Annotated in this window: 18 protein-coding genes; 5 read left to right on the top strand and 13 right to left on the bottom strand. The window is 68.4% G+C overall.

Annotated elements, in window-relative coordinates; all coding sequences use genetic code 11:
* Positions 1-5: 5 nt before the first annotated feature.
* Complete coding sequence (locus tag ABZ345_RS31555; RefSeq protein WP_359856684.1) at positions 6-2,006, bottom strand: neutral/alkaline ceramidase; 2,001 nt, start codon at positions 2,004-2,006, stop codon at positions 6-8.
* Positions 2,007-2,031: 25 nt separating this feature from the next.
* Complete coding sequence (locus ABZ345_RS31550) at positions 2,032-2,892, bottom strand: EamA family transporter (protein ID WP_359856682.1); 861 nt, start codon at positions 2,890-2,892, stop codon at positions 2,032-2,034.
* Between the two features lie 257 nt (positions 2,893-3,149).
* Between ABZ345_RS31550 and ABZ345_RS31545 the strand changes: the two genes are divergently transcribed.
* Complete coding sequence (locus ABZ345_RS31545; RefSeq protein WP_359856679.1) at positions 3,150-3,998, top strand: LysR family transcriptional regulator; 849 nt, start codon at positions 3,150-3,152, stop codon at positions 3,996-3,998.
* Here the strand turns inward: ABZ345_RS31545 and ABZ345_RS31540 are convergent.
* From ABZ345_RS31540 to argG, 4 genes are read right to left on the bottom strand one after another with little or no spacing between them, the layout of a single operon-like run.
* Positions 3,986-4,813, bottom strand: coding sequence for a phosphotransferase (locus ABZ345_RS31540; protein WP_359856676.1), 828 nt, complete (start codon positions 4,811-4,813; stop codon positions 3,986-3,988). The genes ABZ345_RS31545 and ABZ345_RS31540 overlap by 13 nt on opposite strands.
* A complete protein-coding gene (locus ABZ345_RS31535; protein ID WP_359856673.1) occupies positions 4,806-5,432 on the bottom strand; it encodes a hypothetical protein in 627 nt (208 codons plus the stop codon). The genes ABZ345_RS31540 and ABZ345_RS31535 overlap by 8 nt, the downstream gene beginning before the upstream one ends.
* On the bottom strand, positions 5,432-5,746 hold the full coding sequence (locus ABZ345_RS31530; protein ID WP_359856670.1) for a hypothetical protein: 315 nt from the start codon (positions 5,744-5,746) through the stop codon (positions 5,432-5,434). The genes ABZ345_RS31535 and ABZ345_RS31530 overlap by 1 nt, the downstream gene beginning before the upstream one ends.
* A 50-nt stretch (positions 5,747-5,796) precedes the next feature.
* Complete coding sequence (gene argG / locus ABZ345_RS31525; protein ID WP_359856668.1) at positions 5,797-7,242, bottom strand: argininosuccinate synthase; 1,446 nt, start codon at positions 7,240-7,242, stop codon at positions 5,797-5,799.
* A 324-nt stretch (positions 7,243-7,566) separates the two neighbouring features.
* Here argG and ABZ345_RS31520 point away from each other — a divergent pair, with 324 nt between their 5' ends.
* Complete coding sequence (locus ABZ345_RS31520; protein ID WP_359856737.1) at positions 7,567-8,253, top strand: NPP1 family protein; 687 nt, start codon at positions 7,567-7,569, stop codon at positions 8,251-8,253.
* A gap of 3 nt (positions 8,254-8,256) precedes the next feature.
* On the opposite strand, the gene ABZ345_RS31515 is transcribed toward ABZ345_RS31520, so the two are convergent.
* Positions 8,257-8,928 carry a helix-turn-helix domain-containing protein gene (locus ABZ345_RS31515; RefSeq protein WP_359856665.1) on the bottom strand — a complete coding sequence of 224 codons (672 nt, stop codon included), beginning with the start codon at positions 8,926-8,928 and terminating at the stop codon, positions 8,257-8,259.
* 94 nt (positions 8,929-9,022) lie between these two features.
* Here ABZ345_RS31515 and ABZ345_RS31510 point away from each other — a divergent pair, with 94 nt between their 5' ends.
* Both ABZ345_RS31510 and ABZ345_RS31505 read left to right on the top strand, forming a co-directional pair.
* Positions 9,023-9,748 carry an SDR family oxidoreductase gene (locus ABZ345_RS31510; protein WP_359856662.1) on the top strand — a complete coding sequence of 242 codons (726 nt, stop codon included), beginning with the start codon at positions 9,023-9,025 and terminating at the stop codon, positions 9,746-9,748.
* Positions 9,748-10,620 carry an SDR family NAD(P)-dependent oxidoreductase gene (locus ABZ345_RS31505; protein ID WP_359856659.1) on the top strand — a complete coding sequence of 291 codons (873 nt, stop codon included), beginning with the start codon at positions 9,748-9,750 and terminating at the stop codon, positions 10,618-10,620. The genes ABZ345_RS31510 and ABZ345_RS31505 overlap by 1 nt, the downstream gene beginning before the upstream one ends.
* Before the next feature lie 2 nt (positions 10,621-10,622).
* Here the strand turns inward: ABZ345_RS31505 and ABZ345_RS31500 are convergent, their stop codons facing one another.
* The 5 genes from ABZ345_RS31500 to ABZ345_RS31480 all read right to left on the bottom strand — a co-directional run bounded on the left by ABZ345_RS31500 (position 10,623) and on the right by ABZ345_RS31480 (position 14,046).
* Positions 10,623-11,342 (bottom strand): polysaccharide deacetylase family protein, encoded by a 720-nt coding sequence (locus ABZ345_RS31500; RefSeq protein ID WP_359856656.1) that lies wholly within the window; start codon positions 11,340-11,342, stop codon positions 10,623-10,625.
* On the bottom strand, positions 11,339-11,824 hold the full coding sequence (locus ABZ345_RS31495; protein ID WP_359856653.1) for an MOSC domain-containing protein: 486 nt from the start codon (positions 11,822-11,824) through the stop codon (positions 11,339-11,341). Before ABZ345_RS31495 ends, ABZ345_RS31500 begins: the two co-directional genes overlap by 4 nt.
* A gap of 52 nt (positions 11,825-11,876) precedes the next feature.
* Positions 11,877-12,374 carry a peptide-methionine (S)-S-oxide reductase MsrA gene (gene msrA / locus ABZ345_RS31490; protein ID WP_359856651.1) on the bottom strand — a complete coding sequence of 166 codons (498 nt, stop codon included), beginning with the start codon at positions 12,372-12,374 and terminating at the stop codon, positions 11,877-11,879.
* A gap of 23 nt (positions 12,375-12,397) precedes the next feature.
* Positions 12,398-13,561: an AI-2E family transporter gene (locus tag ABZ345_RS31485; RefSeq protein ID WP_359856648.1), complete on the bottom strand. Its 1,164-nt coding sequence runs from the start codon at positions 13,559-13,561 to the stop codon at positions 12,398-12,400.
* An 89-nt stretch (positions 13,562-13,650) separates the two neighbouring features.
* Positions 13,651-14,046 (bottom strand): nuclear transport factor 2 family protein, encoded by a 396-nt coding sequence (locus tag ABZ345_RS31480; protein WP_359856645.1) that lies wholly within the window; start codon positions 14,044-14,046, stop codon positions 13,651-13,653.
* 84 nt (positions 14,047-14,130) lie between these two features.
* Here ABZ345_RS31480 and ABZ345_RS31475 point away from each other — a divergent pair, with 84 nt between their 5' ends.
* A complete protein-coding gene (locus tag ABZ345_RS31475; protein ID WP_359856642.1) occupies positions 14,131-14,499 on the top strand; it encodes a helix-turn-helix domain-containing protein in 369 nt (122 codons plus the stop codon).
* Here ABZ345_RS31475 and ABZ345_RS31470 read toward each other — a convergent pair.
* Positions 14,496-15,401: an NAD-dependent epimerase/dehydratase family protein gene (locus ABZ345_RS31470; RefSeq protein ID WP_359856639.1), complete on the bottom strand. Its 906-nt coding sequence runs from the start codon at positions 15,399-15,401 to the stop codon at positions 14,496-14,498. The genes ABZ345_RS31475 and ABZ345_RS31470 overlap by 4 nt on opposite strands.
* Positions 15,402-15,431: the final 30 nt, after the last annotated feature.

The following is a 15,431-nucleotide window of genomic DNA, read 5'->3' as shown; positions in this document are numbered from 1 at the left end:
GGGCCTCAGCCCACCGTGAAACCGGCTGTCGCTCCCGTGAAGCCGGTGATCTTGCCGGTCCAGCCGCTCTTCTCGTCGCCGTGGTGCACGATCCGGTAGGTGCCCGCGGGCGTGCCCGCCGGGATCTGCCAGGTGATCGTGGCGTTCGAGAACGCGATGCCGACCCGTTCCCACTTGTAGCGCGTGGACCAGTCACCGTCGTCGGCGACGCGCACCCACTGACCGTTCACCTGCTGCTGCACCTCGAGGAACGTGCCGTTGCGGTGCAGGTTGTTCTTCGGGTGCCCGGTGACGAACACGGCCGTGACGGTCTCACCGCGCGTGTAGGACGGCTTAGGAGCACTCAGAACATCGCCGTACTTCTTGTCGGCGGGCTTGTCGTCCAGCACGACGCCGGTCTGCAGGTCGATGTCGGTGAACGGCGGCTTGCCGGGGTTCGGACCGGCGGCGAGCGGAGTACCGGCCTTCATCGACGCCGCGATCTTGCCGAACTCCTGCTGGTACGCGGGAGTGGTGTTGCGGCCGAACAGGGTGGAGCCGCCCTCGTACTGCTGCGAGTCGTACTCCTCCGGCGTCGTGACGTACTGGCTGTAGTCGTTGGAGTAACCCTGGATCAGCACGTTCCGCAGCGAGACACCCAATTCCGCGGCCACGGCCTTGCGGATGCGCAGACCCGCGGTGATCGTGACCTCACCCGGCATCGCCACGAGGTGCAACTGTCCGATCCGGACCAGCTGCAGCGGCACGATGTTCGGCGTCGCGCCGATCAGACCCGTTGGCACCAGAGAGGCCTTGGGGAACTGGCAGTCCCGCAGCCACTGCGGGACCTCCATCTGCAGCGGCTCGAACAGCTTCTTCCACGGCGACTGCATGCCCTCGGAGAAGCCGGGGATCGCCGGGCCGTCCTCGACGCTGCCCGCGATCGTCGACGCGCCGACGACTCCCGAGCACGTCGTGCCCGCCTTGCCGTCCGGCGTGAACCTGCCGTCGACCTGCACGGCCGACATGTCCACGAACGTCTGGCGGTAGTCGACACCGCCGGAGACCGCCGCCGTGGCACCGTTGTAGATCTCCTGCGCCTTGCGGTTCTGGCGCTCGCCGATGATGCGGGCGTTCTCCCACTCGTTCTCGGTGGGGCCGGATCCGGGCTTCAGGTTGAGGTTCGGCGACATGTCACCGGCGTTGGTGTTCGGGAACGCCGCCACGAAGCCCGCGCTGTTGTCCAGGTACCGCACGCCCTTGTCGTCGTGCTCCCACTGGTACGCCGCGTATCCCTTGTTGTCGGGGCTGATCAGCGTGTTGGCGTTGGTGATCGACGTGTTGTGCGTGGCGAACCAGCTGATCGCGCCGACGTCGTCGCCGGACTGCTTGAACTTCAGCACGGTCATCTGCGGGTCGATGCCCTGCGGGAACGCGGCCTTGTCGGGGTTGCGGTCGAACGCGACGCGCGACCGGTTGACCGACGCGTTCGTCAGTTCGCCGACGCCGAGGCTGATCGAGCCGGGCTTCAGGTCCTCGTGCGCCTCGACGACCGACTCGGCGATGCCGTCGACCACGGCCGCGAGAGCCTGCGGTTGCATGCCGAGGATCGACAGGTTGTAGGCGAGGTTGTGCGACTGGCCGCCGGGGCCGCTGTGCGTGTGCGTGGCGGACAGCAGCAGGTTCTCGCGCGTGTAGGTGTTGCCGTACTTGGCCTGCAGCTTGGCGAGCACGCCCTCCTGGACCGCGCGGAAGATCATCGCGAGGTCGGCGTTGACGTACGCGACGCGCTTGCCGTTCGCGCGGTCGACGACGACGTAGGCCCGCGACCGCAGCCGCTGGGCGATGCCCGTCGTCTTCTGGTCGAACTTGGAGTAGCCCATCATGCCGTTCTCGGCGGCCGGGCCCGTGACGTCCGAGATCCCTCTTCCGACGAGGTAGGGCTCGGGATCAGCCCACGCGAACGGGCCGCTGACCAGCGCAGCTCCTGTTAGGGCGGCAACGACCGTCATGACTGCAGTCCGCATGGACACCCCACTAAGTGAAGGGGATTCACATTTCGGACTGAACGGTAGGTGATCCAGGCCACTCGGAGCAAGTGACTGCGAGTGCATTGGCGGTGACGACGAGCAAGATTCCAGCCCAATGGTGGAGTTCGAGCCGCTCCCCCAGCAGGACCAGGCCGGCGAGCGCGGCGAGCACCGGGTGCACGCTGCACGCCAGCCCGAAGAACCGCGCGGGCACCTTCCGCAGCGCGATCACATCGGCCGCGTAGGGCACCACGCTGCAGAACACGCCGGCGCCGACCGCGTACAGCACCGCGGCACCGGTGAACTGGCCCTGCGCGATCAGGAAGATCGCGACCGGGACGTAGAGCAGCGCCGACACGCTCGTGGCCGCCGCCGGTGCCTGCAGACCGGGAAGTCGTTGCCCCACCAGGCGGTTGAGCAGGATGTACGCGGCCCAGCAGGCCGCCGCGAGCAGCCCGGCGCCGATGCCGAGGTAGTCGCTGCTCGGACCGGGCAGCACCAGCACGTAGACGCCGGCGGCAGCGATCAGCACGAACACGATGTCCAGCCTGGTGCGCGACCCGGCCAGTGCGACGGCGAGCGGGCCGAGCACCTCCAGCGTGACGGCCAGGCCGAGCCCGATCCGGTCGACCGCCGTGTAGAGGCTGAGGTTCATGGTGGCGAACACCAGGCCGAGCGCGATCGTCGGCCACCACTGCGCCCAGGTGAATCTTCGCGGGTCCGGGCGGGCGACCGGCAGCAACACCGCCGCGGCCACGAACTGGCGCACCGCCACGACACCGGCCGGGCCGATGGTGGCGAACGCGTGGGCGCCCACCGCGGCGCCGAGCTGGCTGCTGGCCGCGCTGGCGGTCATCGTGGCGAATCCGCCGAGGCTCTTCATGTGGATCAGCCTGCGGTTTCGCGGTCGATACGGGAAATGCATCGGCTGCGCCAGCCATACGCCGGACGTATGGATCTCGGCTAGTGGTGTGGCCCGGAAGGTTGCCGGGGGAATTCGCGGTCAGACGGGTGCATCGTGGTGCCGCCCCCGCGTCCTCATACTGGATGTATGGGGGCGCGGGGGCGGTGCCGCGAGGCGCCCTGCTGAGCGTGAATTACCTCGCCAACGTTCCGGGACGCGCCATTAGGCTCCGGCGCATGGATCTGCGGCACCTGCGGGCGTTCGTGGCCGTGGTCGACGCGGGCACGTTCACCGACGCGGCCACCGCGCTCGGCCTCACCCAGGCGTCCGTCTCCCGCTCGGTCGCCGCACTCGAGGCTTCACTGGGCGCCCGCCTGCTCCAGCGCTCGCCCCGGCACGTCTCCCTCACCACGACCGGCACGCAGGTCCTGGCTGCCGCACGACGGGTGCTGGACGAGGTCGCGCACCTGTACCGGATCGCGTCCGAGTCGCAGACCGAGCTGAGGGTCGGCTACGCGTGGTCGGCGCTGGGCAAGCACACCCGGCGGCTCCAGAAGGCCTGGGCCGCACTGCATCCCGGGTTGCCGCTGGTGTTCGTGCAGTCGAACTCGCCGACCGCGGGCCTCACCGAGGGCACCGCCGACGTCGCGGTCGTGCGGCGGGCGCTCGACGATCCGCGCTTCGAGACGGCGTTGCTGGGCACCGAGCGGCGCTACGGCGTGGTGGCGACGGACAACCCGTTGGCGCGCAAGCGTTCGCTGTCGCTGGCGGACTTCTCCCGGTACGGCATCGCGGTCGACGACCGGACCGGAACGACCACTTTGGACCTGTGGAAGCACGGCGCGGCGCCTGCCGTCGTGCGCAACACCCACGGCGTCGACGAGTGGCTGACGTTGATCGCGGCGGGTCAGGCGGTCGGGATGACGTCGGAGGCGACCGCATCGCTGAACCCGCGCCCCGGCGTCGCCTATCGGGCCGTGAAGGACGCGCCGCCGATCCCGGTGTGGCTGGCGTGGTGGAAGGACCAGCCGCCGCAGCATCTGAACGACCTGGTCACGCTGGCGTGCGACGCCTATCGCGGCTGAAGCTGCGCCAGCCGTTCCAAGGCACTCCAGACGTACCGGTCCTGGCCCGAGTCGATCCCGTAGAGCCCCGAGTCGACCGGCGCCATCCGGATGCGCTCCTCGACGTGCCTCTGCATGCCCGGCCAGGTCTCGCTACCGTGCCGCGCGTAGGCCTCGATCAGCTCGTCGAGCCTGCCGAACTGCTTGACGAGCCTGCGGAAGTCCGCGGCGGGGTCGCCGAACAGCGAGTCGGTCCAGTCGATCACGCCGGACAGCCTTCCGTTGTCCACCAACGTGTTGGCCGGGCAGATGTCGGCGTGTGCGACGACCGACCGCGGCGGCCACGTCGAGTCGTCGTCGATCCACGCTTGCCAATAGCGCCACAACTCGGCGGACAGGCCGAGCTCGGTGCGGGCGCGGTGGATCTTGCGCGCGATCGTCGAGCGGATCTCGCCGGGCAGGCGCATCTCGACGCCGGTCCGCGCGGCTTCTTCCTGCCCGATGGTGTGGAGGGCGGCGAGAAACCGTGCCACGTCCTCGAAGTACTCGTCCGAGGGCTCGTCCGCACGGTCGCCGGGGAGCGCGCGGTAGACGGCGATGTCCTGGTGCTCCGGGAGCCAGCGCGGCACCGGGAACGGGACCCGGTCCGCGACCAGGTCGAGCAACGCGCGTTCCGGGCCCATGCGCTTCAACGCCCACTCGCGCCGAGGCTGCCGCAAGATCCAGGCGGCACCCTCGGCGTCCAGCGCGTGCAGCACCAGGAAGTCGCCGCCGGACTCGACGAGCGAGCCCGGCCGCAACCCCATCGCCAGCGCGATCTCGCCGATCTCAGTCAATGAGCACCTTGATCGGGTGATGAACGTCCTTCTCGCACAGGAAGATGTTCAGGTTTCCGTCCTCGCCGAACACCCACTCGACGTTGTCTCCGGACGGCTCGTACGTCCCGAGGGACAGCGTCTGCCTCTGCACCGCACCGCACTCCGGACACGCGAACGTCAGCGGATCGGAGTCGTTCCACGCGGTCCAGCCGCCGATCTTCGTGCCGCCGGAGATCTTCGCCGGGTACTCGGTGTACCGGATCGGCTCGAAGACGTTGACCGTGGGAACGTAGAGCTCTTCCTGCTGCGAGGGCTGTGGTTCCTCCTCGATCAGCTCGAACACCGTCGTGGAGTCACGCCACACCAGCCGCACGTCAGGACCCGGGGTGTCGTGGTCGAGCGTGCAGAGGAAGACCTGCAGCAGATCGGTGCCACCGGGGAACGGCAGCTCGGGGAAGTCCCGCTGATAGAGCTGAACAGCGCCGACGAACGGCTCGCCGTCGGCGTCGCACGACGGCCACTCGTCGTCGATCGGCCACAGCATCGGGCCGCCGATGTGGCTGTCGGCGTCGGTCGGGTCGCCCTCCAGCGGGTTCAGCAGCACCGCCGGGCGCCCGTAGTCCTCCTCGGCGGCCATCAGTCGACGTGCCGCTTGATCGGGTGCTGGACATCCTGTGTGCACGCGAACACGGTCAATGCGCCCTCCCGGCCGAACTCCCACCCGACGACCGCACGTTCGGCGACCTCGCAGGAGCACAGCTCCTTCTCGGGTTCCTCGTGGGTGTAAAGAGCTAGCAGAAGGCAGCGGCCGGCTCCGCAGGAGGGGCATTGCAGGACCTGGAGCAGATCGGTGCCGCAGCGGACCGCCGATGTGGCTGTCGGTACCGCCGGCGAGCCGTGGACCGGATGCAGGCGAACAGCGGGCCGGACCCACTCCCCCATGATCGACACGAAGGATCAGGCTAGCTCCCGGCCCGGGGTTCGGGCCGGGAGCAGTCGAATCAGTCCGTTCCCGACTCGATCGCGGCCGAGTCGAGCAGTTCGTCGGCCGCCGAGACGGTGCCGCGCGAGGCGATGACCTCGGCGCCGCCGTCCGGGACCTCGCCGATCAGCTTGGTCGACTCGGGCTGGGCCGAGATGAGCGCCGACTGGCGGTTGCCGACCATGCCGAGGCCCGCGAAGAGCTCCAGCTTGGCGCGGGAGTCCGCGATGTCGAGGTTGCGCATGGTCAGCTGGCCGATGCGGTCGACCGGGCCGAATGCCGAGTCCTCGGTGCGCTCCATCGACAGCTTGTCCGGGTGGTAGCTGAACGCCGGGCCGGCCGTGTCGAGGATCGAGTAGTCGTCGCCGCGACGCAGCCGCAGCGTGACCTCGCCGGTGACCGCGGCGCCGACCCAGCGCTGCAGCGACTCGCGCAGCATCAGCGACTGCGGGTCGAGCCAGCGGCCCTCGTACAGCAGACGGCCGAGCTTGCGGCCCTCGTTGTGGTACGCGGCGACGGTGTCCTCGTTGTGGATCGCGTTCACGAGACGGTCGTAGGCGATGAAGAGCAGCGCCATGCCGGGCGCCTCGTAGATGCCGCGGCTCTTGGCCTCGATGATGCGGTTCTCGATCTGGTCGGACATGCCCAGACCGTGGCGGCCGCCGATGGCGTTCGCCTCCAGCACGAGGTCGACGGGGCTGCCGAACTCCTTGCCGTTGATCGTGACCGGGCGGCCCTGGTCGAAGCCGATCGTCACGTCCTCGGTGGCGATCTCGACCGACGGGTCCCAGAACTTGACGCCCATGATCGGCTCGACGATCTCGATGCCCTCGTTGAGCAGCTCGAGCGACTTGGCCTCGTGCGTCGCGCCCCAGATGTTCGCGTCGGTCGAGTACGCCTTCTCGACGCTCGACCGGTACGGCAGGTCACGCTCCAGCAGCCACTCGGACATCTCCTTGCGGCCACCGAGCTCGGTCACGAACGCCGCGTCGAGCCACGGCTTGTAGATGCGCAGCGACGGGTTCGCGAGCAGGCCGTAGCGGTAGAACCGCTCGATGTCGTTGCCCTTGTAGGTGGAGCCGTCGCCCCAGATCTGGACGTCGTCGTCGAGCATGGCGCGCACGAGCATGGTGCCCGTGACCGCGCGCCCGAGCGGGGTCGTGTTGAAGTACGCGCGGCCACCGGAGCGGATGTGGAACGCGCCGCACGCCAGCGCCGCGAGTCCCTCCTCGACGAGCGCCGACCGGCAGTCCACCAGACGCGCGATCTCGGCACCGTACATGCCCGCGCGGCCGGGGACCGTGTCGATCTCAGGCTCGTCGTACTGACCGATGTCCGCGGTGTACGTGCACGGCACCGCGCCCTTCTCACGCATCCACGCGACCGCGACGGAGGTGTCGAGACCACCGGAGAAGGCGATGCCGACGCGTTCGCCGGCGGGAAGTGAAGTGAGCACCTTGGACACGTTGAGAATTATGCACGACGATGTATGAGCATGCACGTCGGGGGTCCTGTTAGTTGCGCCTCAGGGCTGTCGCCGCAGGTAGTGAGCCATATATCTCCCTCGACCGCAGGATGGGCGAGCCCGTGACCGATTCCGTTGCGGGCGTGTGAAATTCCCGGATCGCAAAGATTTGGCGAACTACCTAGACGTGAAGGTGGTTCATGTACCACCTTCTGCCTCGCAAGCCTCTCCGCTCCCCCTGCCCCGGAATCGAGGCCGCTGTTGAAGAAGAAACTCCTGCCCGCGCTGGCCGGCGCTCTGCTGATCACCGCGCTGTTCCCCGGAATCGCACTCGCCGACCCGCCCCAGGCCATCCCCGCCAACTACGCGGCCGAGGACGGCAAGTGGCAGCCCGCGTTCGACTACGACGGTGACGGTTGCTACCCGACCCCGGCGGTCTCGCCGACCGGACAGATCGCGACGGGCCTGAAGAACTCGGGCGCGTTGAACGGCAACTGCCACGACAGGTCCGACCTGGACAACACCAACTCCTACAGCCGTTCCAAGTGCAACAACGGCTGGTGCGCCTACCTGTACGACCTGTACTTCGAGAAGGACCAGGCCGTGCCGGGCTGGGACTGCTGCGGCCACCGCCACGACATCGAGCACGTGGTCATCTGGGTGCAGAACGACGTGGCCCAGTACGTCTCGACGTCGGCGCACGGCAAGTTCAGCACCTACTCGCGGGACAAGGTGGCCTGGGAAGGCAACCACGCGAAGATCATCTACCACAAGGACGGCGCCAGCACGCACTGCTTCCGCCTCGCGGGCTTCACCGAGCAGGCGGAGAACCACTACGGGGTCTACCAGTACCCCGGCCTGGTCAGCTGGGACCGCTTCCCGGCCGGGGTGCGCGACAAGCTGGTGAGCGCGGACTTCGGCAGCGCGTCACTCGCGATCAAGGACAGCGCGTTCAACTACAACCTGGGCATCGCCAAGCCGTCCGGGATTGCGTTCGACCCGAACGCGTGAGCCTCACTTAGCCACGCGATCAAGCCACTCGGCCAGGAGGGCCCGTTCCGCTGGAGACAGCATCAGGGGCGGGTCCTCTTCCAGTGCCACCCTGAGCGCGATCGCGCGACTCGGGATGTCCGTCGGCTCGTCCGGTGAGGCGTCCGTCGTGATCGCCCTGATCACCTGTTCACGGGAGAACGTGATCAGCTCGAGGTCGCGCTCCTCCTCCGGCGTCGCGATCAGCGACAGCACGACGCCCGTGCCCGCCGCGTGCACGAACTGCGCGGCCTGGTCGATGGGGACCGTCAACCGGCCCACCTGCGCGATGCGGCTGATGATCTCGCGGAGCATCGCGTCCGCCTCCAGCCGCGCCTCGCGCCTGCGCGGCTCGCCGTACATCAGCAGGTAGAACGCGGGCCGCGCCAGGCCGAACCCGATGTGCAGCTCCCACCCGCGACGCAGGTCGTCGACGGGGTTGTCACTGGCGCCCATCGCGTGCTTGGTCGCGAGGTAGTCGGCGAAACCGTAGGCCGCGACGGCGTCCAGCAGGCCGTCCTTGTCCCCGAACAGCCGGTACAGCGTCGGCGCCTGCACACCCGCGGCCGTCGCCACCGCGCGCGTGGAAACGGCTTCCTTGCCGCCCTCGATCAGCAGGTCGGCCGCAGCCCTCACCAACCGCTCCCTCGTGTCCATGTAACGACGATAACACATCGGGGGTAGCACTGATTCTATATCGGTGCTACGTTCATGGTGTTAGCGACGGAAACAGCAGGTAGGGAGCATCGAAATGACACGCGTTGCGATCGTCACCGGCGGATCGAGGGGCATCGGGCGGGCAGCCGCCGAGCGTCTCGCCGCGGACGGCATAGCCGTCGTCATCGTCTACGCCGGCAACAAGGTCGAAGCCGACAAGGCGGTCGAGGCCATCAAGGCTTCGGGTGGCCAGGCCATCGCCGCCCAGGCGGACGTGGCCGACGAGGTGGCACTTTCCGCCGCCTTCGACCTCGCCACCGAGACGTTCGGCGGCGTGGACGTCGTTGTGAACTCCGCGGGCATCATGCCGCTGGGCACGGTGGCGGACATGGACCTCGAGGTCTTCGACCGCATCATCCGCACCAACACGCGCGGCACGTTCGTGGTGTCACAGCAGGCGGCGCGTCGTTTGCGGAACGGCGGCGCCATCATCAACGTGTCGTCGTCGGTCGTGGGGCTGCGTTTCCCGCAGTACGGCGCCTACGCGATGTCCAAGGGCGGCGTCGAGGCGCTGACCCTGGTCCTGGCTCGCGAACTGCGCGGCCGTGACATCACCGTCAACGCCATCGCCCCTGGGCCCACCGCGACCGCGCTCTTCCTGGAGGGCAAGGACGAGGCGACGATCGACAACCTCGCGAAGCAGGCTCCTCTCGAGCGCATCGGGTCGCCCGAGGACATCGCGGAGGTCGTCTCCTTCCTGGCGGGACCTGCCCGCTGGATCAACGGTCAGGTCGTTCGTGCGAACGGAGGCATCATCTGATGGGCAAGGTCATCGTTGTCACCGGAGCGTCGAGCGGTTTCGGAGCACTGGCAGTGCGGGCCCTGGCTCGCGCCGGCCACACCGTCTACGCGGGTATGCGTCAGACCACGGGTCGCAACGCCGCGGCCGTCGCCGAGCTCGGTGCATTCGGTAGTGAGAATGGCGTCGACGTGCACGCCGTGGAGCTCGACGTGCAGTCGCAATCGTCGGCCGACGCAGCTGTTGAGTTGATCATCGCAGAACAGGGCCGCCTGGACGTGGTCGTGCACAACGCCGGCCACATGGTCACCGGCCCGGCCGAAGCCTTCACGCCGGAGCAGTACGCGGCTCTCTACGACGTGAACGTCCTTGGCACGCAACGGGTCAACCGCGCCGCCCTGCCACACCTGCGCGCGCAACACTCCGGCCACGTCGTGTGGGTGGGTTCCTCGTCGACGCGCGGCGGCACTCCCCCGTACCTGGCACCGTACTTCGCGGCCAAGGCGGCGATGGACGCGATCGCGGTCTCGTACCGCGCCGAGCTGCTGCGGTTCGGCATCGAGACCACGATCGTGGTGCCGGGCGCGTTCACCCACGGCACCAACCACTTCGCGCACAGCGGCACCCCCGCCGACGCTGAAGTCGCTGCCGCGTACGAGGAGTTCTACCCCGGCCTGATGGAACAGGTGGCCAGCAAGCTGGCCGAACTGGAGCCGTCGTGGGCGGACGTCGGCGCGGTGGCGGACGCGATCGTCTCCGTCGTGGACGCTCCGAAGCCGCCGTTCCGCGTGCACGTCGACCCGTCGTCGGATGGCGCCGAGGTCGTGAACGGCGTGGCCGACCGGGTTCGCAGCGAGTTGCTGCGCCGGGTGGAGCTGGCCGACCTGATCTGAGTTCAGGCTTCGTTGAGGAGCGCGGACACCGTGACGAACCGGAAGCCGCGCTCCTTTAGCCCGGCGATGATCGGCTTGAGGGCTTTCCTGGTCTCTTCGCGGCTTTGGTACATCGGGTGGAGCAGGATGATCGAGCCCGGCCTGGTCTCCTCGAGGACGTCGGTCTCGATCTGTTGCGCAACAGGCGTTCCCTCGGAGTCCGGTTCGACGTCCCACATGATCGTCTTGCGGTTGTGGGTCTTCAGGTAGTGCGGCAGGGCGAAGAGCTTCTTGCCGTTGGGCGGGCGGAAGTGGATCTCGCCCTGGTAGCCGGTGTCGCGGATCTGCTGGTCGGTGTCCTCGATCTCCTTCGCGACCGTGCCTGGGGTCACGCCGACCATCCGCTGGTGGTTGTAGGTGTGGTTGCCGATCTCGTGGCCGGCTTCGGCGATTTTCCTCCCGAGTTCCGGGTGGCTGCGCAGGTCTCGGCCCATCAGGAAGAACGTGGCTTTGATCTGTTCTTCCTGCAGCGTGTCGAGGACCTGCTGGGCGCCCGCCGGGTCCGGGCCGTCGTCGAAGGTGAGGGCGACGACCTTCTCGGTGGTCTCCACCCGGTTGATCAGCTCACCGAAGAACTGGAACGTGCGGGAGCTGCTGACGTTCCAGAGCGTCGCGGCGATGACGAGGACCACGACGAGGCTGACGGCGGTGATGATCGTTGGCTTGCGGCGCAACCACTTCATGCGTCCACTATGGCCAACGCGGCTTTCCCGACGCGCAGCACCCCGTCATCCAGCGGCACGGTTCTGATACCGCCTTTGCCGCGCAACGCCTTGAACGCGCCCGGAGCGATCACCGCATCCATCCAGGCACACGGGTTCGCCGGGCGATGAACCTCGAACCGCACGGGCCCATCGCCGGTGTCGAGGCTGAACACGGCACCGCGAGCAAGCGAGTCCACGTCGAACCCGCGCACGACGATGTTCCGCCGCGCGAGCAACGGATCCACGGCCCACGGGTCCAGCGACTCGGCCGCGATCAGGGTGACAGCGGCATTGCGGTGGGCGGCGTGGTTGAAGTAGCGGTCGCCGACGATCCCGAGCCCGGCGCGCACCTCCACGTGGTCGCGTGAGACAGGCCCTGGATCGGGACGAGGGCCGTCCGACGGACGGCCCTCGTAGGCGTGCACGCGTGAGACGTGCAGCGCGACGATCTCGACGTTCACGCCCGGTCCTCGCCGACGTGCACGGACCGCACGTGCGGCGCGACCAACCGGATCACCGCTCGCCGAGCTGCCACTCCGGCCGCACGTAGTGGCACGTGTAGCCGTTCGGGTACCGCTCCAGGTAGTCCTGGTGCTCCGGCTCGGCCTCCCAGAAGTCCGACTCCTGGATGACCTCGGTGACGACCTTGCCCGGCCACTTGCCGGAGGCGTCGACGTCGGCGATGGTCGCCTCGGCCACCTGCTTCTGCGCGTCATCGGTGTAGAAGATCGCCGACCGGTAGCTGGCGCCGATGTCGTTGCCCTGGCGGTTGCGGGTCGACGGGTCGTGGATCTGGAAGAAGAACTCCAGGATCTGCCGGTAGCTCAGCTGCGCCGGGTCGAACACGATCTCGATGGCCTCGGCGTGGTTGCCGTGGCGGCGGTAGGTGGCGTTGGGAGTGCTCGGGTCGCCGGTGTAGCCGACGCGGGTGGAGACGACTCCGGGGTGGCGGCGGAACAGGTCCTGCATGCCCCAGAAACAGCCGCCCGCGAGAACAGCCTTCTCCGTCACAGTGCTTCTCCTCTGCTCGGTGTTCACTCAGCAGAACGTTCGGTCTCGGCCGGTTCATCCCCGTCGACTTGTGACGTATCCATTACGGGCGCCTCCGTGACGGGCGCCGCGGACCGCGCATCGATGACCTCGCCCAGATAGCGCATGACGACGGCCACGGCGGCGGCGATCGGCACGGAGAAGAACGCGCCCGCGATGCCGTACAGGGACGTACCCGCGGTCACCACCAACAGTACGACCGCCGCGTGCAACCGCAAGCTGCGCGACTGCAGGATGGGCTGCAGCACGTTGCCCTCGACCTGCTGCACCACGATCACGATGACCAGCATGATGATCGCCGTGGTCAGGCCGTTGCTGACCAGCGCCACCAGCACGGCCAGCGCACCGGCGATGAACGCGCCGATGATCGGGATGAAGCCGCCGAGGAACGTCAGCGCGGCCAGCGGAACCGCCAGCGGCACGCCCAGGACCACCAGGCCCAGCCCGATGAACACCGCGTCGATGAGCGACACGATCGCCTGGCTGCGGATGAACGAGCCGAGCGTCACCCAGATCCGCTCCAGCACCGTCGTGACGTGCCCGCCCGCGCGCTCGCCGACCAGGCCGCGCAGCCACGGCGTGAACCGCATGCCGTCCTTGACGAAGAAGAAGGCCAGCAGCAACGCCACCAGCCCGGTCACCACACCGGACGTCACCGCGCCCGCACCGGTCAGCAACCCGTTCGCGATGGACCCGATGCTCGACTTGACCTGCTCGACCCCCTGGGCGATCAGCCGGTCGAGGTCGCTGCCGCGCAGGTTGAACGGCGGCCCCGCCACCCAGTCCTGCAGCTGCTGCACCGCCTTGGTGGCACTCGAGGCGATCTCCGGCACACCGGACGCGATCGACGACGCGATGGCCGCGATCACCCCGCCGAGCACCGCCAGCCCGACGACCAGCACGATCGTCGCCGACAGCGCCGAGTTCAGCCCCTTGGACATCAGCCACCGCGCCGGCGGCCACAGCACCGTCGTGATCAGCAACCCCAGCAGCACGGGCATCACGACCACCCACAGCTGCCCGACCACCCAGAAGACCATCCAGAAGCCGAGCGCGGCCAACGCCACCCGCAGACTCCACCGCGCGAGCCAGCTCACGCCGTGCCCGATGGCCTCACCCTTGTCCGCCCACGTGCGATCCCGTTCCACGCGGACAGTCTGTCGTGATCTAACCCGATCGGGTGGCAGACCCGCCGTTTATCTGGCGCTACGGCCCGCGTTGTCACGACCCGAACGGGTCAGCCGACGCCCCAGAACGCGTCTTCCTCGGCCGGGTCGGCCGTGTACAGCCACACCTCGGCGACCTTGCCATCGACCACGCGCATCACGTCCACCCCGACACCGTCCATCTCGGCACCGGACCGCTTGGCCGTCCAGTGCACCGGCGCCGCCACGACGTCGCCGTTGAGCATCAACGGGGCGTTGCGCTTCAAAGCGAAGGTGCCCTCGGACACCTCCATCATCCCGCCGATCATCGCGCCCACGGCGTCAGAACCGCGGTGGGTGCCGGAGAAGCGGTTGGAACCCGGCTGGTGCCACACGATGTCGTCGGCGAACTGGGCCGCGACGGTGGCGAAGTCGCCGGACTCGAGAGCGTCGAAGTAGCGGGTGGCGACAGCGAGCGGGGAGGTCATTGGTTTCTCCTTCGGCTTGGTGTTGCCCTATGCTCACCAAAGGTAACCAATTACCTCAACGTAACTAATGGATGGATGTGCTCCATGTCACAGACGGTGCCCGACTGGAGCGTGCTGGCCGCCACGTGCCCGTCGCGGTCGAGCCTCGCACGCATCGCCAACAAGTGGACGGCGATGGTGGTTTCGGTGCTGGGCAACGGTCGCATGCGGTTCGGTGACCTCAAGACGAACATCGACGGCATCAGCGGCAAGGTGCTGACGGAGACGCTCCGGGACCTCGAGCGCGACGGCCTGGTCACGCGGCACGTGTACGCCGAGGTGCCACCGCGGGTCGAGTACGAGCTGACGGAGCTCGGCTTCACGTTGCACGAGCCGTTGCTGGTGCTGTGCCGGTGGGCCGAGCAGCACATCGCACAAGTGCTCATCAACCGCGAGACGTACGACGCGCGCTAACGAAGGCTGGCCGCGCACTCCAGAACCGTCGTGCGCGCGGGACGGGGCTCCCAGCCGAGCACGGAAGAAGCCTTCGCGTGCGAGTGCGTGTAGGAACGACCGAGCATCGGCACCAGAGGCCGAAGGTCGCGCGCCACCAACGAAGCGGCGCGCACCACGACGTTCGGCAGCTCGCGGGCGGGCACGTCCAGAACCCGCGCCACGTCGGCCATCCACATGAACTCGCTGACCGCGATGAACCGCTCCCCCGCGGCATCAGGAGCCGTCATCGCGCGGATGTGCAGGTCGGCCACGTCGCGGACGTCGACGATGTTGAGCCCCACGCGCGGCACACCCGGCATGCCGTCGAGCATCCGGCCGATCACCCGCACCGACCCCAGGTTCTCGCGCGAGTGCACCGGGCCGAACACAGCGCCCGGCAACACCGTCACCAGTGAAGTCTCCTTGTCGCGCATGAACTCCCACGCCGCCCGCTCGGCCAGCACCTTCGAGCGCCGGTACTCGTCGGACTTCTGCGACGGGTCGGTCCACACCGTCTCGTCGAAGGACCCCGTCGAGCCCGGCGGCGGCGTCGCGGCGGCGCAGGACGAGGTCATCACGACGCGGGAAACGCCCGCGTCGACCGCGTGACGCAGCACCCGCAACGTGCCGTCGCGCGCCGGGCCGACCAGGTCGCCCTCGCCGCCCAGCGGTGACGCAACGTGCAGCACGTACTTGACGCCGGACATCGCCTCCGCCCAGCCGGCATCGGAAGTCAGATCGGCGGACACCACCTCGGACGAGCCGGGCACGGCCGGGCGCCGCGAACGAACCGTCGTGCGCACGTCATAACCGCGCGACAGCAGCTCCGCGATGGTCCAGCCGGCCACGAAACCCGAGCCGCCGGTCACCAGAACGGTCATGGCAGAACCTCCGTTTCGTTAGCCGATCGG

This window comes from Lentzea sp. NPDC005914 (genome assembly GCF_040629405.1).
Classification (GTDB): Bacteria; Actinomycetota; Actinomycetes; order Mycobacteriales; family Pseudonocardiaceae; genus Lentzea.
This window is presented reverse-complemented; position numbering and strand designations above follow the sequence as displayed.